The sequence below is a fragment of the Thauera sp. JM12B12 genome, assembly GCF_039614725.1.
Taxonomy (GTDB): Bacteria; Pseudomonadota; Gammaproteobacteria; order Burkholderiales; family Rhodocyclaceae; genus Thauera.
Genome location: NZ_CP154859.1, coordinates 3,415,784 through 3,431,552 on the forward strand (window position 1 = coordinate 3,415,784; position 15,769 = coordinate 3,431,552).

The following is a 15,769-nucleotide window of genomic DNA, read 5'->3' on the forward strand; positions in this document are numbered from 1 at the left end:
GTCAGGAGCCGGTTCCGTTCGAAGGGGCGGAATTGTGCATTGCCGCAAGCGCGTCCGCCACCCTTTCCATACGCATGAAACGCGAGCCTTTCACCAGCACCACCGAATCCGCATCCAGGCGCGGCGCAAGCACTTTCACCAGCGCCTCGGGAGACGCGAAATGGTGCCCGCCCTCGCCGAAATTGCGCACCGCCACGGCAGTCATCTCACCGAGGGCGAAGAGGCCGTCGACCCCCTTGCTCTTGGCGTAGCCGCCGACCTCGTCGTGCACCTGGGCGCTGATCTCGCCGACCTCGCCCATGTCGCCCAGCACCAGCCAGGTGTGGCCGGGCATGGACGCGAGCACGTCGATGCCGGCGCGCACCGAATCAGGATTGGCGTTGTAGGAATCGTCGAGGATCAAGGCGCCGTTCGGTCCCGCGCGTCGCTGCAACCGACCCCGCGTACCGGCAAACTCGCCCAGCCCCTCGGTCACCGCCTCCGGCGTCACCCCTGCCGCGAGGCAGGCCGCCGCCGCCGCCACCGCGTTGCGCGCATTGTGCAGACCCGGCACCTGCAGGGCGAACGCGATCGCCCCCTGGGGGGTGTCGAGTTCGAGCCGCGAGCCGAGGCCGCGCAGGGTACACCGGCCATGGACATCGGCTGCGCGATCGATACCGAATGTCACAATCGGACGCCCGGAGTTGAGCTCATGCCAGTAGGCCGCATGGGGATCGTCCGCATTGATCAGCGCAATGCCCGCCGCCCCAAGGCCGCCATAGATCGCGCCTTTCTCGCGCGCGACGTCCTCGACCGTGCCCAAGCCCTGCAGGTGCGCGCGCTGGGCGTTGTTCACCAGGGCTACGGTGGGCTGCGCGAGCCCGCTCAGGTAGGCGATCTCATCCGGGCGGTTCATGCCCATCTCGATCACCGCCGCGCGGTGGAAGTCGCGCAGCTCGAGCAGGGTGAGCGGCACGCCGATGTCGTTGTTGAGATTGCCGCGGGTCGCGAGCACGGACTCCTCGCCGAAGCCCTCGCGGCGCGACTGCGCCCGCAGCACGGCCGCACACATTTCCTTGACGGTGGTCTTGCCGTTGCTGCCGGTGACGCCGATAACCGGCATCGCGAAGCGCGCGCGCCAGGCCGCCGCGAGCGTCCCCAGGGCGAGACGGGTGTCGTCCACGACCAGCAGCGGCAGGCCTGCATCGCCCTGACCGACTGCCCAGGCCGAGTCGACCATCGCTGCAGCGGCGCCGGCGCGGGCCGCTGCAGCCACGAAGTCGTGGCCGTCGAAGCGCTCGCCGCGCAGGGCGACGAAGAGCTGGCCGGGAGCGATGGCGCGGCTGTCCGTGCCCACGCTCTCAAACCGCGCCAGCGCCGTGAACTGCGCACCATGCGCGACAAGCGCGCGCGCCGCGTCGTGCAGCGTCATCATTGTCCTTTCCTCCCCGACTGCCAGCCACGCAGCGCCACGCGCGCCTGCTCCAGATCGGAGAACGGCAGCCGCTGGCCGAGAATCTCCTGGTAGGGCTCGTGCCCCTTGCCGGCGATCAGTACGACATCGTCCGCCCCCGCCTCGCGGACTGCGCGCTCGATCGCCTGCGCGCGGTCGATCACCTGCTCGGCTGCGGGCCCGGCGCCAGCCGCGATCGCGGCGATGATGCGCGACGGATCCTCGGAGCGCGGATTGTCGCTGGTGATCACGACGCGATCGGCGAGCCCACGTGCAATCTCGCCCATCATCGGGCGCTTGCCCGGGTCGCGATCGCCCCCGCAGCCGAACACGCACACCAGACGGCCGCCGCGCGTGCGCACGGTGGCGCGCAGGGCTTCGAGCACCTTCGCGAGCGCATCGGGCGAATGCGCGTAGTCGATGACGACGAGCGGCTCGCACACGCCACCGACGAGCTGCATGCGTCCGAGCGGAGGGACCAGGCGCGAGAGCACGGAAGCCAGGCTGTCGAAGTCGGCACCGCGGGCGAGCAGCGCGCCTGCCACCGCGACGAGATTGGACACGTTGAACGGTGCCACCATGCGCACGTTGACGTCCGCCTCGCCACCTTGCCAGCTCAGTGCGAAACGCAGCCCGGCGGGCGCCGCCTGCAGGCGATCGGCGTGCAGCACGCGGGCACCGGGGACGGCGTCCACATTCGCGCCGTGCAGCGTGCACGCGATCACCTCGCGCCCCTCTCCGACCAGACGGCGGGCCAGCATCAGGCCGAAGGGGTCGTCGATGTTGATGACGCTGGTGCGTAGCTCGGGCCGGGCGAACAGGCGCGCCTTCGCCCCGCCGTAGGCCTCCATGGTTCCGTGGTAGTCGAGGTGGTCGCGACTGAGGTTGGTGAACACGGCGACGTCGAACTGCGCGCCGTTCACCCTGCCCTGGTCGAGACCGATGGATGAAACCTCCATGGCCGCAGCGCTTGCGCCCGCTGCCCGGAACCGTGCAAGCCAGCGATGAAGCTCGAGCGCATCGGGCGTGGTGTTGACACCCTCCTCGAGCGCATCCGGGAAGCCGCAGCCGAGCGTACCGACGATGCCGCAGCGCTCGCCGCTTTCGCCGAACGCGCGCGCCAGCATCTGGGTGACCGTGGTCTTGCCGTTGGTACCCGTCACGCCGGCGAGCCAGAGGGACTCCGAGGGCCGCCCATGGATCTCGTGCGCCAGATGGCCGGCGAGCTCACGCAGTCCGGTGACGCCACAGCCCGGTATCGCCGGGGGCTCGGGAGCGAAGCCGTCGCCGTCCTCCCAGAGCACGGCCGCCGCGCCGCGCGCGACCGCATCGCCGAGGTAGCGCCGACCGTCGGTGCGCTGGCCGGGCCAGGCGGCAAAGACACAGCCGGGCCCCACCTTGCGCGAATCGGCGGTGATGTCGTGCGCGACGGCGCCCTGCGAGCGCAGGTGCTCGAGGAGCGACAAGGCCTGTGCTGCGCTCACATGTTCTCCCGACTGGTGGCGGCAGCAGCCTCGTCGGCGGTGCGGCGGGCGAGCTGCAGCGGCGTGAGCGGCACGTCGGGCGCGACGCCGAGCGCGCGCAGCGATCCCTCGGTGATGCGCGAGAACACCGGCGCCGCCACCGTGCCGCCGAAATACTGGCCTGCGGACGGCTCGTCGATCATCACCGCGACCACGATGCGCGGATTGGTCGCGGGCGCAAAGCCGACGAAGGACGACACGTACTTGCGTGCATAGCGACCAGCCTCGAGCTTGTGCGCGGTCCCGGTCTTGCCCGCCACGGTATAACCCGGCACCTGGGCGCGCGGTGCCGTGCCGCCGGGACCCGCCGCCATCGCCAGCACGGTGCGCATCTGGCGCGCGGTCTCGGCGGAGAACACCCGGCGGCCCGAGGACGGCACGCCGTCGACGCGGGTGAGCGAAAGGGGGACGAGCTCGCCATCGCGTGCGAACACCATGTAGGCACGGGCCATCTGGATCAGGCTGGTGGAGATGCCATGGCCGTAGGACATGGTCGCCTGCTCGATCGGACGCCAGCTCTTCGCAGGACGCAGGCGACCGGAGGTCTCGCCCGGGAAGCCCAGATTGAGCTGCGTACCGAAGCCGAGCTGATCGAACAGATGCCACATCTCGTCGGGACTGAACTGCTGCGCCATCTTGACGGTGCCGATGTTCGACGACTTCTGCACCACCTCGGCCATGGTCATCATGCCGTGACGCTTGGTGTCCGAGATCGTCGCCGTGCCGATCGTCATGCGGCCGTTGCCAGTGTCGATCGGGGTATCCACACGTACCTTGCCGCGCTCGAGCGCAAGCGCGGCGATGAAGGGCTTCATGACCGACCCCGGCTCGAAGGCGTCGGTGAACACCCGGTTGCGCAGTTGTGCACCGCTGAGGTTGGAGCGGTTGTTGGGGTTGAAGGTGGGCGCGTTGGCGAGGGCGAGGATCTCGCCGCTGCGCGCGTCGAGCACGACCACCGCGCCGGCCTGCGCCTTGTGCTGATGCATCGCGTCACGCAAGGCGGACCACGCCAGGTATTGAATCTTGCCGTCGATCGACAGCGCGACGTCCTCGCCGTCGCGCGGCGGGCGGATGGCCTCGACGTCCTCGACGATCTGGCCACGCCGGTCCTTGATCACGCGACGCACGCCGGGCCGGCCCGAGAGACGCTTGTCGAAGGCGAGCTCGATACCCTCCTGGCCCTTGTCCTCGACATCGGTGAAACCGAGGATGTGGGCCATCACCTCGCCGCCGGGATAGTAGCGACGGTACTCCTGCTGCTGATGGATCCCGGGCAGGCGCAGGGCGGCGACCTCCTGGGCAATCTCGGGCGGCACCTGCCGCTTGAGGTAGGCGAAGTCGCGCCCGGTCGCGAGCCGGTTGTTGAGCTCCTTGACATCCATCTCGAGCAGACGGGCGAGCTCCCGCGCCTGCGCGGGCTCGAGCTGGGCATCCGGTGGAATCGCCCACACCGATCGCACGGGCGTGCTCACCGCGAGGATGTCGCCATGGCGGTCGGTGATGCGCCCCCGGGTGGCCGGCACCTCGAGGGTACGGGCGTAGCGCGACTCACCCTTGGCCTGGAGGAAATCGTCGTTCACGCCCTGCAGATACAGCGCACGCCCGGTGAGCGCGAGCGAGCAGCCCATGAGCGCGAGCATGACCACGCGCGAACGCCACGCGGGCAGCTCACGCTTGAGCAAGGGGTTGTGATTGAACGTGACGGTACGCTGTTTCTTCATGATTGCGGCTCCACCACGAGCACCTGGCCCTGAGGGGGCTGGCGCATGCCCAACTTCTCGCGCGCCAGCTTCTCGACCCGGCCATGAGTGGCCCAGGTACTCTGCTCGAGCTGGAGCCGACCCCACTCCACCTCGAGCGCCTGCGCGCGCGACTGCTCCCGCTCGTATGCGGCGTACAGTCGACGCGACTGATGCTGCGCCGCCACCACGCCGAGCGCGCTGGCGACGACGAGCGCCACAAGCACCGCATCGGCGCGGATCATGCCGGCGCCTCCGTGCGCTCGGCCACCCGCATCACCGCACTGCGGGCACGCGGATTGGCAGCCACCTCGACCTCGCCCGGACGCACGGCCTTGCCGACCAGGCGCAAACGCGGTGCGGGGAGGTCCGCCGCCCGCACGGGCAGGCGGCGCGGCAACACCGGCGGACGCGACGCATCACGCATGAAGCGCTTCACGATGCGATCCTCGAGCGAATGAAAGCTGATCACCGCCAGGCGCCCGCCCGGTCGCAGGCGGCTCACGCAGTCGGGCAACACGCGCGTCAGCTCCTCGAGCTCCTGATTGATGAAAATCCGAAGAGCCTGGAAGGTACGTGTCGCCGGGTGCTGCCCCGGCTCGCGTGTGCGGACCGCCTTTTCCACGAGCGCGGCAAGTTGTCCAGTGGTTGCGACAGCCCCCCCTGCCCGAGCAGCTGCAATCGCCTTTGCAATCGCATGAGCAAACCGTTCCTCTCCATAATCCCTGATGACCTCCGTGATCTGACCGACGGTCGCGTCCGCCAGCCAATCCGCCGCGGTCTGCCCGCGGCTGGTATCCATGCGCATGTCGAGCGGCGCATCGAAGCGAAAGCTCATGCCACGCGCGGCATCGTCGAGCTGGGGTGACGACACCCCCAAATCCAGCAGTACGCCATCCACTACATCCACACCGAGCTGCCCGAGCGCCTCGTCGAGCGCACTGAACGCCGAATGCACCAGCGTCAGCCGGGCGTCGCCGATCCCCTGCCCCGATGCGATCGCCGCCGGATCGCGGTCGAACGCAATCAACTTGCCGGCCGGCCCGAGGCGCTCGAGGATTGCCCGGCTATGGCCGCCGCGCCCGAAGGTGCCGTCGACATAGACGCCGTCGGCACGGATCGCGAGCGCGTCGACTGCCTCGGCGAGCAGGACGCTGACGTGTGGCTGCGCCGCGCTCACAGGGCCAGGCTCTCGAACCCGGGCGGCAACCCGGTATTGACCAGGTTGAGCATTGCCTCCTGCTGCTTCTCCCAGCGTTCGTCGGACCACAGTTCGAAATGCGTTCCCTGCCCGACCAGCCAGACCTGCTTGTCGAGCCCGGCGAACTTGCGCAAGGACGACGCCACCAGCACGCGGCCGGCGGCGTCGAGCGCCTCGTCCTGCGCGAAGCCGACGAGCAGACGCTTGAGCATCGCCGACTGCGGATCGAGGCTCGGTTTCGCAAGCACTTGATCGCGAATCGGAATCCAGGCCGGAACGGGATAAACGAGACAGCAGCCGTGCGGATGGGCAGTCAGCACCAACTGACCGTTGTCGATGGCCAGGGCGTCACGATGCCGCGCAGGGATCGCGAGACGACCCTTGGCATCGAGATTGAGCGCGGTGGCTCCCTGGAACATCGTCCCCCCTGACGGCATCGGAAAAGCGCCGGAATGACACTTTCCCCCACTTTTTTCCACTTGAACCCACTTTAGTGGAAAGGCTATCCCCGGTCAAGGCGACGAGCGCGGATTCCCGTTGTGACACAATGACTTATGTCACACTCGAATCAGCGCAAGAAAGCCTGAAAAATCAAGGAGAATGCGGGACTGGCTCACGCACCGCGCGAACACGGCGCGATCTGAGTCCAAAGTGGGAGAGCGTGGGGGAAAACGTCCGACAAAGGCCGGACAAGCGCGCGAACGGCCGCTTCCCTGGTGCCACACGGACGATGCGGGGCACGCGGACACGCCGTTGGGCGCGAAAAACGAGAGGATGGTGGGGAAGTCCGCCGATAAGCCGGGTTCTGTCGAATGCCACCGGCGCGAGCCGGCGACATCGGGCAGTCATTCCTCTGGGCGACACGTTGCCGTGAAGCTCTAGCAGCCTACCCGGGAGCGACGCGAGCCACGCCGATGCTCCCCTATTTGGCCTTGCCCCGGATGGGGTTTGCCGTGCCAGTCCTGTCACCAGTCCTGCGGTGAGCTCTTACCTCACCGTTTCACCCTTACCTGATCCCGTCTGCACGGGCCATCGGCGGTCTGCTCTCTGTTGCACTTTCCGTCGCCTCACGGCGCCCGGCCGTTAGCCGGCATCCTGCTCTGCGGGGCCCGGACTTTCCTCCACGCACGACGAGGTGCGCAGCGACTGCCTGGCGAACTTCCCGCCACGGATTATACGCCCGCCGGGACCGCCCGTCCGATTCAGTTCGCCGCCGGCACCGGCACGAAGGCGGGCGCGCCGTCCTTGAGCACGAAACTGCCGACGAGGGCGCCGGGGGGCTGGCCCGAAGGGTTGTCCCAGTCCTGCAACTGACAGGTCTCGGTACCGGCGAGGTACCAGCGATTGCCCTGATGAAGCGCCCACAGGCCGTCGCCGGCGGCATAGACGCGCATCTCGACGAGCTCGGTGGAGCCGGGGTGGATGCGGACGCGTTTCTGGCACGCAGGCAGGCGCGAAACGACCACCGCCTGCCGGAGCTCATCTTCCCAGAAGAACTTCTGCTCGCGCACCAGAATGAGTGCGTGCTGGCTGCCTTCGATCATGAACGGGGTCGCGCTGTTCTCGCAGCCCGCCAGCACGCCTACCAGGCCGGCTGCCGCCAGCATGCGCAGCATGCGCGCCCCCGGTTTCATGGCTGGGCTCCACGCACGGCGAGCTTCCAGCCCACCTGCTCACCAGCACGCAGGGGCACCAGGGGATCGTCGGCCAGGTAGGGATAGCTGGCCGGCACCGACCACGATTCGCGCTGCAGCGTGATCGTATCGGCGTTGGGCGCGAGACCGTAGAAGGCCGGACCATTGAGGCTGGCGAACGCCTCGAGGCGATCGAGCGCACCCGCCGCCTCGAACACCTCGGCGTAGAGCTCGATGCCCGCATGCGCGGTGTAGCAGCCAGCGCAGCCGCAGGCGTTCTCCTTGGCACTCTGCGCATGGGGCGCCGAATCGGTGCCGAGGAAGAAGCGCGGATTGCCCGAGGTCACCGCCGCCACCAGCGCCTCGCGGTGGGTCTCGCGCTTGAGCACCGGCAGGCAATAATGATGCGGACGGATGCCGCCGGCAAAGATCGCGTTGCGATTGAGCAGCAAGTGGTGCGCGGTGACGGTCGCACCGACGTTGGCCCCCGCGGCGCGCACGAACTGCGCCGCGTCGGCCGTCGTGATGTGCTCGAACACGACCTTCAGCCCCGGAAAACGCCGCACCAGCGGCGACAGGGTGCGTTCGATGAACACGCGCTCGCGATCGAACACGTCGACGTCATGCCCGGTGGCCTCGCCGTGGACGCAGAGCACCATCCCGAGCTTCTCCATGCGCTCGAGGACCGGATAAACCTTCTCGATCGCGGTGACGCCGGCGTCGGAGTTGGTGGTGGCGCCCGCCGGATACAACTTGCAGGCGACGATGTGACCGCTCTCCAAGGCCCGATCGATCTCGTCCGCCGGCAGGTTGTCGGTAAGGTACAGGCTCATCAGCGGCTGGAAGCCGGTCCCTCTCGCCGCAGCCAGGATGCGGTCGCGATAGGCCAGGGCCTGCGCGGTCGTGGTTACCGGCGGCTTGAGGTTGGGCATGATCAGCGCGCGCCCGAAGCGGGCCGCGGTATGCGGCACGACCGCCTCGAGCGCGGCATCGTCGCGCACGTGCAGGTGCCAGTCGTCGGGGCGGACAAGGGTTATCGATTGCATGGAACATCCTCTCTTGAGCCGCCGATTATAGGTGCTTCTCCCATCCGCGGCCCGCGTTCGCCGTGCATCCGTCACGCCACCGCTCAATCCTCGCGCCGGCGCTCGAGGGCAAGCGCGTACAGCGCCTTGCGCGGAGCGCCGGTGATCTCGGCAGCCAGCCGCGCAGCGGACTTCACAGGCAGTTCGCCGAGCAGCAGATCGAGCACGCGCACCGCCTCTGCGTCCAGCCCTTCGCCTGCCGGCGCCCCCGCCACCACGAGCACGAATTCGCCGCGCACGCGGTTCACGTCGCCTGCGAACCAGTCCGCAGCCTCCCCCAGCGGCATGCGCACGATCTGCTCGTGGAGCTTGGTCATCTCGCGCGCGATCAGGATCTCCCTTGCCGCACCGAACACCTTCGCAAGGTCGGCGACGCATTCGACGACGCGGTGGGGCGCCTCGTAGAACACCATGGCCTCACGCTCGTCGCCCAGCCCCGACAGCACCTCCAGCCGCGCGGCAGCACGGGCGGGCAGAAAACCGACGAAGCGAAACCCGCCCTCGGCAAAGCCCGCCACCGACAGCGCCGCGACTGCCGCGCACGGACCAGGCAGCGGCACCACCGGGAATCCCGCCGCGCGCACGCGCGCAACCAGCCGCGCGCCCGGATCCGAGACCGCCGGCGTGCCGGCATCTGTGATCAGCGCAACGTGACGCCCTGCCTCGAGATGAGCGATCAGCTGCGCAGCCGCGGCCTGTTCATTGTGCTGATGGACCGCAGCCATGCGCGGTCTCAGCCCGAAGGCATCGAGCAGGCGCTGGCTGTGACGGGTGTCCTCCGCAGCCACCACGTCGACCGCGCCCAGCACGGCGAGCGCACGCAGCGTGATGTCATGCAGATTACCGAGCGGCGTCGCCACCACATACAATGACGCCGTACTTGAAAGAGACCGTTCGGGAAGGGAGGCAGTGGCAGACATGGATGATTTCGATTTTCCGGCACGGAGCCGCGGCAGACGGCGCGCACCATCCGCGCGCGACGGCTGCGACCCGACCCCGGGCGTTGAGGCGGACAGTATCGGCGCTCGCCGCACGCCGGCGCAAGCGCGCGGCGCGGCGGCCGAGGCCCTGGCTGCCGCGCATCTCGAAGCGCATGGCCTGCGCGTGATCGAGCGCAACGTGCGCTGCCGCGGCGGCGAGGTCGACCTGATCTGCCTCGATCGCAGCCACCTCGTCTTCGTCGAGGTGCGTCTGCGCAGCAGCGCGCGCTTCGGCGGCGCGGCCGAGAGCATCACCGCGGCGAAGCGCCGGCGCGTGCAACTCGCGGCGCAATGGTGGCTCAATGGCGCCGGGCGGCGGTTCAGGGGCGCCGCCTGCCGATTCGACGCCGTGCTCCTCGACGCCCTCGACGCCAACCGCCTCACCTGGCTCCCGGGCGCCTTCGATGCGGGCTGAAGCTGCGTGCTAGACTCGCCGGCCCAGCACATGATCCACGCCGCATGAACCTCATCGACCGCATTTCACACCAGTTCGAAGACAACATGCGCGGCACGCTCGAGGCGCTCGAGCTGCTCGCGGCGCCGATCGCCGGCGCGGTCGAGCTCATCACCGCGAGCCTGCTCGACAGCGGCAAGGTTCTGGTATGCAGCGGCAGCGGGTCGGCCGGCGATGCGCGCCGCTTCGCGGCACAACTCGTCAACGGGTTCGAACTCGAGCGCCCTGCGCTCGCCGCGATGGCGCTCAGCGCCGACACCTCGACGCTGGCCCCGGTCGCCGCCGAGCTCGATCCGCAAGCCCTGTTCGCCCGGCAGATCGCCGCCTTCGGCCATCCGGGCGACATCCTCCTCACCCTGTCCGCAAACCCGGACTCGGCACGCGTGCTCGGCGCCATCCGCGCCGCACATGAGCGCGACATGCGCGTGATCGCACTTACCGGGGCGCATGGCGGCCGCACCGGCGAGGCCCTCGGACCGGGCGACATCCTCCTCTGCGCACCCGCCGAGCGCACCGCCCGCATCCAGGAGTTGCACTTGCTCATCCTGCATTGCCTGTGCGACGGTATCGACTGTCTGTTACTCGGAGTGGAAGACTGATGAATACGCCTCACCCCCACCAGCTCCCCGCGAATGCCGCCGAACGCCCGCGCCAGCCCCGCCGCATGCTGCTCCTCGGACTCGGCGCCGCGGCGCTGCTGCCCATGCTGCAGGGCTGCTTCCCGGTGGTCGCCACCGGTGTCAGCGCAGGCGCAGCGATGGTCTCGGACCGGCGCACCAGCGGCACCTACGTCGAGGACGAAGGCATCGAGTGGAAGGTCTCGAGCCGCATCCGTGAGCGTTTCGGGAACAGCGCCCACGTCAACGTGACCTCCTACAACCGCAACGTGCTGCTCACCGGCGAGGCGCCCAGCGACTCCGTGCGCACCGAACTCGATCGCATCGTGGCCGGCGTCGAACACGTGCGTGGCGTCATCAACGAGGTCGTGGTCGGCCCCAACTCCTCGCTCACGGCGCGCGGCAACGACGCGCTGATCACCTCGAACGTGAAGGCGCGCTTCGTCGATGCCCAGCGCTTCTCCGCGCACAACGTCAAGGTGGTCACGGAGGCCAATGTGGTGTTCCTGCTCGGGATCGTGACCCGTGCGGAGGCTGATGCCGCAGCCGAGGTGGCACGCACCAGCCAGGGCGTGCGCAAGGTGGTGCGGGTATTCGAATACATCAGCGACGAAGAGGCGCGCAGGCTGGACAACCCGACCGGCGCGCGTCGCCAGCAATAAGGCGGAGGCAGGGCGGCGGGCGAAAAACCACCGCCCTCAGCCGGTGGCGAGGGCGTCGAGCAGCTTCTGGTGCACGCCACCGAAGCCGCCGTTGCTCATCACCAGCACGTGGTCGCCGGGACGTGCAAAGGCGGCCACGTCAGCCACGAGCGCGTCGAGTGCGTCGTGGCAGCGCGCACGCGCGCCCAGGGGCGCCAGTGCCTGCGCGGCATCCCAGCCCAGCCCCCCCACGTAGCAGAAGACGGCGTCGGCCTCGACGAGACTGCCCGGAAGCTGCGCCTTCATGACCCCGAGCTTCATCGTGTTCGAGCGCGGCTCGAGCACGGCCAGGATGCGTCCCTGCGGCTCGCGCCGACGCAGTCCGCCGACGGTGAGCGCGATCGCGGTCGGATGATGGGCGAAATCGTCATACACGCGCACGCCATTGACCGTCCCGCGCAGCTCGAGCCTGCGCTTGATGCCGCGGAACCGCGCCAGGCTGGCAATCGCCTGCGCCGGCGCGACACCGACGTGGCGCGCCGCCGCGATCGCAGCCAGAGCGTTCTCGCGGTTGTGACTGCCGGCGAGCGGCATCTCCGCCCGCCCGAGCTCGACACCGCCGAGGCTGAACACCGCTTCCGCCTCCGACGCACCCGTCGTCACGGTCCACTTCGCATCGTCGTTGAACCATTCGAGCTCGGACCAGCAACCACGCGCGATCACCCGCTTCAGACTGTCCTCGCGGGCATTGGCGAGGATGCGTCCGGTCGCGGGAATGGTCCGCACGAGATGGTGGAACTGGGTCTCGATCGACGCGAGGTCGGCAAAGATGTCGGCGTGGTCGAACTCCAGATTGTTGAGGATCGCGGTACGCGGCCGGTAATGCACGAACTTCGAGCGCTTGTCGCAGAATGCGGTGTCGTATTCGTCGGCCTCGATCACGAAGAACGGTGACTCGGTGAGACGCGCCGACAGACCGAAATTCTCCGGCACGCCGCCGACGAGAAAACCCGGGTTGAGGCCGGCATCCTCCAGCATCCAGGCCAGCAGCGAGGTCGTCGTCGTCTTGCCATGAGTGCCGGCGACCGCAAGCACCCAGCGCCCGGCGAGCACATGCTCGGCCAGCCACTGCGGACCGGACACGTAGGGCAGGCCGCGGTCGAGGACGGCCTCCAGCAGCGGATTGCCGCGCGACACCGCGTTGCCGACGACGAACAGGTCGGGCGCGAGATCCACCTGGCCGGCGTCATAACCCTCGATGAGGCCGATGCCCTGCTCCTCGAGCTGGGTGCTCATCGGCGGATAGACATTGGCGTCGCATCCGGTGACGCGGTGACCCGCCGCGCGCGCCAGCAGCGCGACGCCGCCCATGAAGGTGCCGCAGATGCCGAGGATGTGGATGTGCATGAGGTTCAGAAGCTCCGGAGGGCCTTCATCTGCGTGAAACCGGCCCGTGTAGAATGGCCCGGCATTCTACCCGAGCCTCATCATGCCCTCACACGCCCACGTTCCCCGCAGCACCAGCCTGCGACGCGAGATCGCCGCCCTCGCCGCGCGCATGATGGCCGAGGACGGCATCAGCGATTTCGGATTCGCCAAGCGCAAGGCGGCCCGCCAGCTCGGCGCCACCGACGCCGACGCGTTGCCCAACAACACCGAGATCGAGGCCGAGCTGCGCGCCTGGCAGGCGCTCTACCAGGACGAGGAACAGCCCGAGCGCTTGCGCGAGATGCGCAGTGCGGCGGTACAGGTGATGCGCCTGCTCGAAGACTTCCGCCCCTACCTGACCGGCGGAGCGCTCGACGGCACGGCCGGGCGCTACTCCGAGCTCGAGATCGAGGTCTTCCCGGAGAGCACCAAGGACATCGAGATCTTCTTCCTCAACCAGAATTTCCCGTACGAGCATCGCGAACCGCGCCGACCGGCCCCCTACACGCCCGAAGCCATTCTCAGCTTCGACTGGGAAGACGTGCCGGTGAAGCTCTCGGTGTATCCATCGGCAGCCGAGCGAAACGTGCGCCGCGGCCAGGAGCGCGCGCGCCTGGCCCAGGTCGAGGCCCTGCTCGCCGCACCGGACGCACCCACCGAAGGACCGCGCTGAGCGCACGGACGACCGCCTCCGTGCGGGCACCCTCGCCGGACGGCGGAGCGCCCCACGGAATCGTGCCGAGGATGCCGCACGCGGACGCACGGCACGGATGGGCGATGCTTGCGGCGCACCCGACTCGGGCGCAGAATCCGCGAAACGCAGCCCTCGTGGACGCCGGATCCGCCTGCCGCCGCTCGCGCCCGATGTGGACAAGATGCAGCGATTTGCGGCAAACTCGCCGCCATGAAGCGTTCAACACGCCTGTTTCAAACCCGACCCGCGGCGCACCGACGCACGCGTGGAAGGCATTTAAGGCACGCTTTCGCCACCGGCGATGACCTCACGCTTTGCACAAGCGCGGTGGTTGACCACGACCGTTGCGCTCGCTGTCGAACCGCTCAGCGCCGGCGCGCCTCTGCTCGCCCCGCGCCGAGCTCGACCGTCCGCCCCCGCACGTCAGCCGTCGCCTCCACGCAAGGCGATACGTCCCACGCATTCTGATCACCCACGATCGCCACCGCATTCGGTGACGCGATCACGTCTGGAGAAAAACATGGATCTGCGCAAGCTGAAGAAACTCATCGACCTCGTCCAGGAATCGGGCATCTCCGAACTGGAGGTCACCGAAGGCGAGGAGAAGGTCCGCATCGCCAAGCACGCGGCCGCTGCACCCGCCACCTACTACGCGCAGATCCCCTCGGCGCCCACCGCCGCACCGACGCCTGCCGCAGCGGCTGCCCCCGCCGCCGCCGAGGGCAGCGGCCTGCCCGACGGTCACGTCGTCAAGTCGCCGATGGTCGGCACCTTTTACCGCGCGAGCGCGCCGGGCGCGAAGCCGCTGGTGGAGCTCGGCCAGAGTGTCGCAGAGGGCGACCGCCTGTGCATCATCGAGGCGATGAAGCTGATGAACGAGATCGAGGCCGACGCCGGCGGCGTCATCAAGGCGATCCTGGTCGAGAACGGCGAGCCGGTGGAATACGGCCAACCCCTCTTCGTCATCGACTGAGCGCGCCCATGTTCGAAAAGATCCTGATCGCGAACCGCGGGGAGATCGCCCTGCGCATCCTGCGGGCCTGCAGGGAGCTCGGCATCAAGACCGTTGCCGTGCACTCGACCGCCGACACCGAGGCCAAGTACGTGCGCCTGGCGGACGAATCGGTCTGCATCGGCCCGCCGCCCTCCGCGCAGAGCTACCTCAACGTCCCGGCGATCATCTCCGCGGCCGAGGTGACCGACGCCGAGGCCATCCACCCCGGCTACGGCTTCCTGTCCGAGAACGCTGACTTCGGCGAACGCGTCGAGCAGTCCGGTTTCGTCTTCATCGGCCCCCGCCCCGACACCATCCGCCTGATGGGCGACAAGGTCTCGGCCAAGGACGCGATGAAGGCGGCGGGCGTGCCCTGCGTGCCCGGCTCGGACGGCGCCTTGCCCGAGGACCCGAAGGAAATCGTCAAGATCGCACGCGCCGTCGGCTACCCGGTGATCATCAAGGCCGCCGGCGGTGGCGGCGGGCGCGGCATGCGCGTGGTGCACACCGAGGCGGCGCTGCTCAACGCCGTGACCACCACCCGGGCCGAGGCGCAGGCCGCTTTCGGCAACCCCGTGGTGTACATGGAGAAGTTCCTCGAGAACCCGCGCCACGTCGAGATCCAGGTGCTGGCCGATCAGCACGGCAACGCCGTCTATCTGGGCGAGCGCGACTGCTCGATGCAGCGCCGCCACCAGAAGGTGATCGAGGAGGCGCCCGCCCCCGGCATCGACCGCAAGCTCATTGCCAAGGTCGGCGAGCGCTGCGCCGAGGCCTGCCGCAAGATCGGCTACCGCGGCGCGGGCACTTTCGAGTTCCTCTACGAGAACGGCGAGTTCTACTTCATCGAGATGAACACGCGGGTTCAGGTCGAACACCCGGTGACGGAGCTCATCACCGGCATCGACATCGTGCAGGCGCAGATCCGCATCGCCGCCGGCGAGAAACTGTGGTTCCGCCAGCGCGACATCGCGTTCCGCGGCCACGCGATCGAATGCCGGGTCAACGCCGAGGACCCGTTCAAGTTCACCCCCTCGCCGGGACGCATCACCAACTGGCACACACCGGGCGGCCCCGGCGTGCGCGTGGACTCGCACGTCTACAACGGCTACACCGTGCCGCCGCACTACGACTCGATGATCGGCAAGCTGATCACCTACGGCGACACGCGTGACCAGGCGATCCGGCGCATGCGCATCGCGCTGTCCGAGATGATGGTCGAGGGCATCAAGACCAACATCCCGCTGCACCAGACGCTGATGCTCGATCCGCGCTTCAACGAAGGCGGCACCAGCATCCACTACCTCGAGCACAAGCTCGCGGATCGCAACGAAGTCCACGACTGAG

At 68.6% G+C, this 15,769-nt stretch carries 16 protein-coding genes and 1 other RNA gene; 6 read left to right on the top strand and 11 right to left on the bottom strand.

From position 1 onward, the window contains the following. Window position 1: 1 nt before the first annotated feature. The 10 genes from murF to rsmI form a co-directional block, all read right to left on the bottom strand. Window positions 2-1,414, bottom strand: a complete 1,413-nt coding sequence (gene murF / locus AAG895_RS15490; RefSeq protein WP_345792883.1) for a UDP-N-acetylmuramoyl-tripeptide--D-alanyl-D-alanine ligase — start codon at window positions 1,412-1,414, stop codon at window positions 2-4. Then, window positions 1,411-2,916 (bottom strand): UDP-N-acetylmuramoyl-L-alanyl-D-glutamate--2,6-diaminopimelate ligase, encoded by a 1,506-nt coding sequence (locus AAG895_RS15495; protein ID WP_345792884.1) that lies wholly within the window; start codon window positions 2,914-2,916, stop codon window positions 1,411-1,413. The genes murF and AAG895_RS15495 overlap by 4 nt, the downstream gene beginning before the upstream one ends. Next, on the bottom strand, window positions 2,913-4,676 hold the full coding sequence (locus tag AAG895_RS15500; protein ID WP_345792885.1) for a penicillin-binding protein 2: 1,764 nt from the start codon (window positions 4,674-4,676) through the stop codon (window positions 2,913-2,915). The genes AAG895_RS15495 and AAG895_RS15500 overlap by 4 nt, the downstream gene beginning before the upstream one ends. Next, window positions 4,673-4,939 (bottom strand): cell division protein FtsL, encoded by a 267-nt coding sequence (gene ftsL / locus AAG895_RS15505; protein WP_345792886.1) that lies wholly within the window; start codon window positions 4,937-4,939, stop codon window positions 4,673-4,675. Before ftsL ends, AAG895_RS15500 begins: the two co-directional genes overlap by 4 nt. Then, entirely contained in the window at window positions 4,936-5,874 is a 939-nt protein-coding gene (gene rsmH, locus AAG895_RS15510; RefSeq protein WP_345792887.1) for a 16S rRNA (cytosine(1402)-N(4))-methyltransferase RsmH, read from the bottom strand. Before rsmH ends, ftsL begins: the two co-directional genes overlap by 4 nt. Further along, entirely contained in the window at window positions 5,871-6,314 is a 444-nt protein-coding gene (gene mraZ / locus AAG895_RS15515) for a division/cell wall cluster transcriptional repressor MraZ (RefSeq protein ID WP_345792888.1), read from the bottom strand. Before mraZ ends, rsmH begins: the two co-directional genes overlap by 4 nt. Window positions 6,315-6,673: 359 nt before the next feature. Continuing rightward, window positions 6,674-7,057, bottom strand: an RNA gene (gene rnpB / locus AAG895_RS15520) — RNase P RNA component class A. A gap of 40 nt (window positions 7,058-7,097) precedes the next feature. Continuing rightward, entirely contained in the window at window positions 7,098-7,529 is a 432-nt protein-coding gene (locus AAG895_RS15525; RefSeq protein WP_345792889.1) for a hypothetical protein, read from the bottom strand. Beyond that, window positions 7,526-8,575: a dihydroorotase gene (gene pyrC, locus AAG895_RS15530; RefSeq protein WP_345792890.1), complete on the bottom strand. Its 1,050-nt coding sequence runs from the start codon at window positions 8,573-8,575 to the stop codon at window positions 7,526-7,528. Before pyrC ends, AAG895_RS15525 begins: the two co-directional genes overlap by 4 nt. Window positions 8,576-8,658: 83 nt before the next feature. Beyond that, window positions 8,659-9,483 carry a 16S rRNA (cytidine(1402)-2'-O)-methyltransferase gene (gene rsmI, locus AAG895_RS15535; protein WP_345795310.1) on the bottom strand — a complete coding sequence of 275 codons (825 nt, stop codon included), beginning with the start codon at window positions 9,481-9,483 and terminating at the stop codon, window positions 8,659-8,661. A 49-nt stretch (window positions 9,484-9,532) separates the two neighbouring features. Between rsmI and AAG895_RS15540 the strand changes: the two genes are divergently transcribed. Genes AAG895_RS15540 through AAG895_RS15550 form a run of 3 tightly spaced genes read left to right on the top strand, consistent with a single transcriptional unit; the run spans window position 9,533 to window position 11,327 of the window. Next, window positions 9,533-10,009 (top strand): YraN family protein, encoded by a 477-nt coding sequence (locus AAG895_RS15540; RefSeq protein WP_345792891.1) that lies wholly within the window; start codon window positions 9,533-9,535, stop codon window positions 10,007-10,009. A 44-nt stretch (window positions 10,010-10,053) separates the two neighbouring features. Beyond that, window positions 10,054-10,647, top strand: coding sequence for an SIS domain-containing protein (locus AAG895_RS15545; protein ID WP_345792892.1), 594 nt, complete (start codon window positions 10,054-10,056; stop codon window positions 10,645-10,647). Continuing rightward, window positions 10,647-11,327 carry a BON domain-containing protein gene (locus tag AAG895_RS15550; RefSeq protein WP_345792893.1) on the top strand — a complete coding sequence of 227 codons (681 nt, stop codon included), beginning with the start codon at window positions 10,647-10,649 and terminating at the stop codon, window positions 11,325-11,327. The genes AAG895_RS15545 and AAG895_RS15550 overlap by 1 nt, the downstream gene beginning before the upstream one ends. Before the next feature lie 36 nt (window positions 11,328-11,363). On the opposite strand, the gene mpl is transcribed toward AAG895_RS15550, so the two are convergent. Then, complete coding sequence (gene mpl / locus AAG895_RS15555; protein WP_345792894.1) at window positions 11,364-12,713, bottom strand: UDP-N-acetylmuramate:L-alanyl-gamma-D-glutamyl-meso-diaminopimelate ligase; 1,350 nt, start codon at window positions 12,711-12,713, stop codon at window positions 11,364-11,366. Between the two features lie 82 nt (window positions 12,714-12,795). On the opposite strand from mpl, the gene AAG895_RS15560 reads away from it, so the two are divergent. From AAG895_RS15560 to accC, 3 genes are all read left to right on the top strand, one after another. Continuing rightward, window positions 12,796-13,407 (top strand): hypothetical protein, encoded by a 612-nt coding sequence (locus tag AAG895_RS15560; protein ID WP_345792895.1) that lies wholly within the window; start codon window positions 12,796-12,798, stop codon window positions 13,405-13,407. Window positions 13,408-13,948: 541 nt separating this feature from the next. Then, a complete protein-coding gene (gene accB, locus AAG895_RS15565; protein ID WP_345792896.1) occupies window positions 13,949-14,401 on the top strand; it encodes an acetyl-CoA carboxylase biotin carboxyl carrier protein in 453 nt (150 codons plus the stop codon). An 8-nt stretch (window positions 14,402-14,409) separates the two neighbouring features. Then, window positions 14,410-15,768: an acetyl-CoA carboxylase biotin carboxylase subunit gene (gene accC / locus AAG895_RS15570; protein ID WP_345792897.1), complete on the top strand. Its 1,359-nt coding sequence runs from the start codon at window positions 14,410-14,412 to the stop codon at window positions 15,766-15,768. Window position 15,769: the final 1 nt, after the last annotated feature.

Bases quoted from the DNA above. Each gene is read 5' to 3' on its own strand.
- accC (WP_345792897.1), top strand. From the start codon at position 14,410: ATGTTCGAAAAGATCCTGATCGCGAACCGCGGGGAGATCGCCCTGCGC.
- mpl (WP_345792894.1), bottom strand. From the start codon at position 12,713: ATGCACATCCACATCCTCGGCATCTGCGGCACCTTCATGGGCGGCGTC.
- AAG895_RS15545 (WP_345792892.1), top strand. From the start codon at position 10,054: ATGAACCTCATCGACCGCATTTCACACCAGTTCGAAGACAACATGCGC.
- AAG895_RS15500 (WP_345792885.1), bottom strand. From the start codon at position 4,676: ATGAAGAAACAGCGTACCGTCACGTTCAATCACAACCCCTTGCTCAAG.
- accB (WP_345792896.1), top strand. From the start codon at position 13,949: ATGGATCTGCGCAAGCTGAAGAAACTCATCGACCTCGTCCAGGAATCG.
- AAG895_RS15550 (WP_345792893.1), top strand. From the start codon at position 10,647: ATGAATACGCCTCACCCCCACCAGCTCCCCGCGAATGCCGCCGAACGC.
- AAG895_RS15560 (WP_345792895.1), top strand. From the start codon at position 12,796: ATGCCCTCACACGCCCACGTTCCCCGCAGCACCAGCCTGCGACGCGAG.
- AAG895_RS15540 (WP_345792891.1), top strand. From the start codon at position 9,533: ATGGATGATTTCGATTTTCCGGCACGGAGCCGCGGCAGACGGCGCGCA.
- ftsL (WP_345792886.1), bottom strand. From the start codon at position 4,939: ATGATCCGCGCCGATGCGGTGCTTGTGGCGCTCGTCGTCGCCAGCGCG.
- pyrC (WP_345792890.1), bottom strand. From the start codon at position 8,575: ATGCAATCGATAACCCTTGTCCGCCCCGACGACTGGCACCTGCACGTG.
- mraZ (WP_345792888.1), bottom strand. From the start codon at position 6,314: ATGTTCCAGGGAGCCACCGCGCTCAATCTCGATGCCAAGGGTCGTCTC.
- AAG895_RS15525 (WP_345792889.1), bottom strand. From the start codon at position 7,529: ATGAAACCGGGGGCGCGCATGCTGCGCATGCTGGCGGCAGCCGGCCTG.
- murF (WP_345792883.1), bottom strand. From the start codon at position 1,414: ATGATGACGCTGCACGACGCGGCGCGCGCGCTTGTCGCGCATGGTGCG.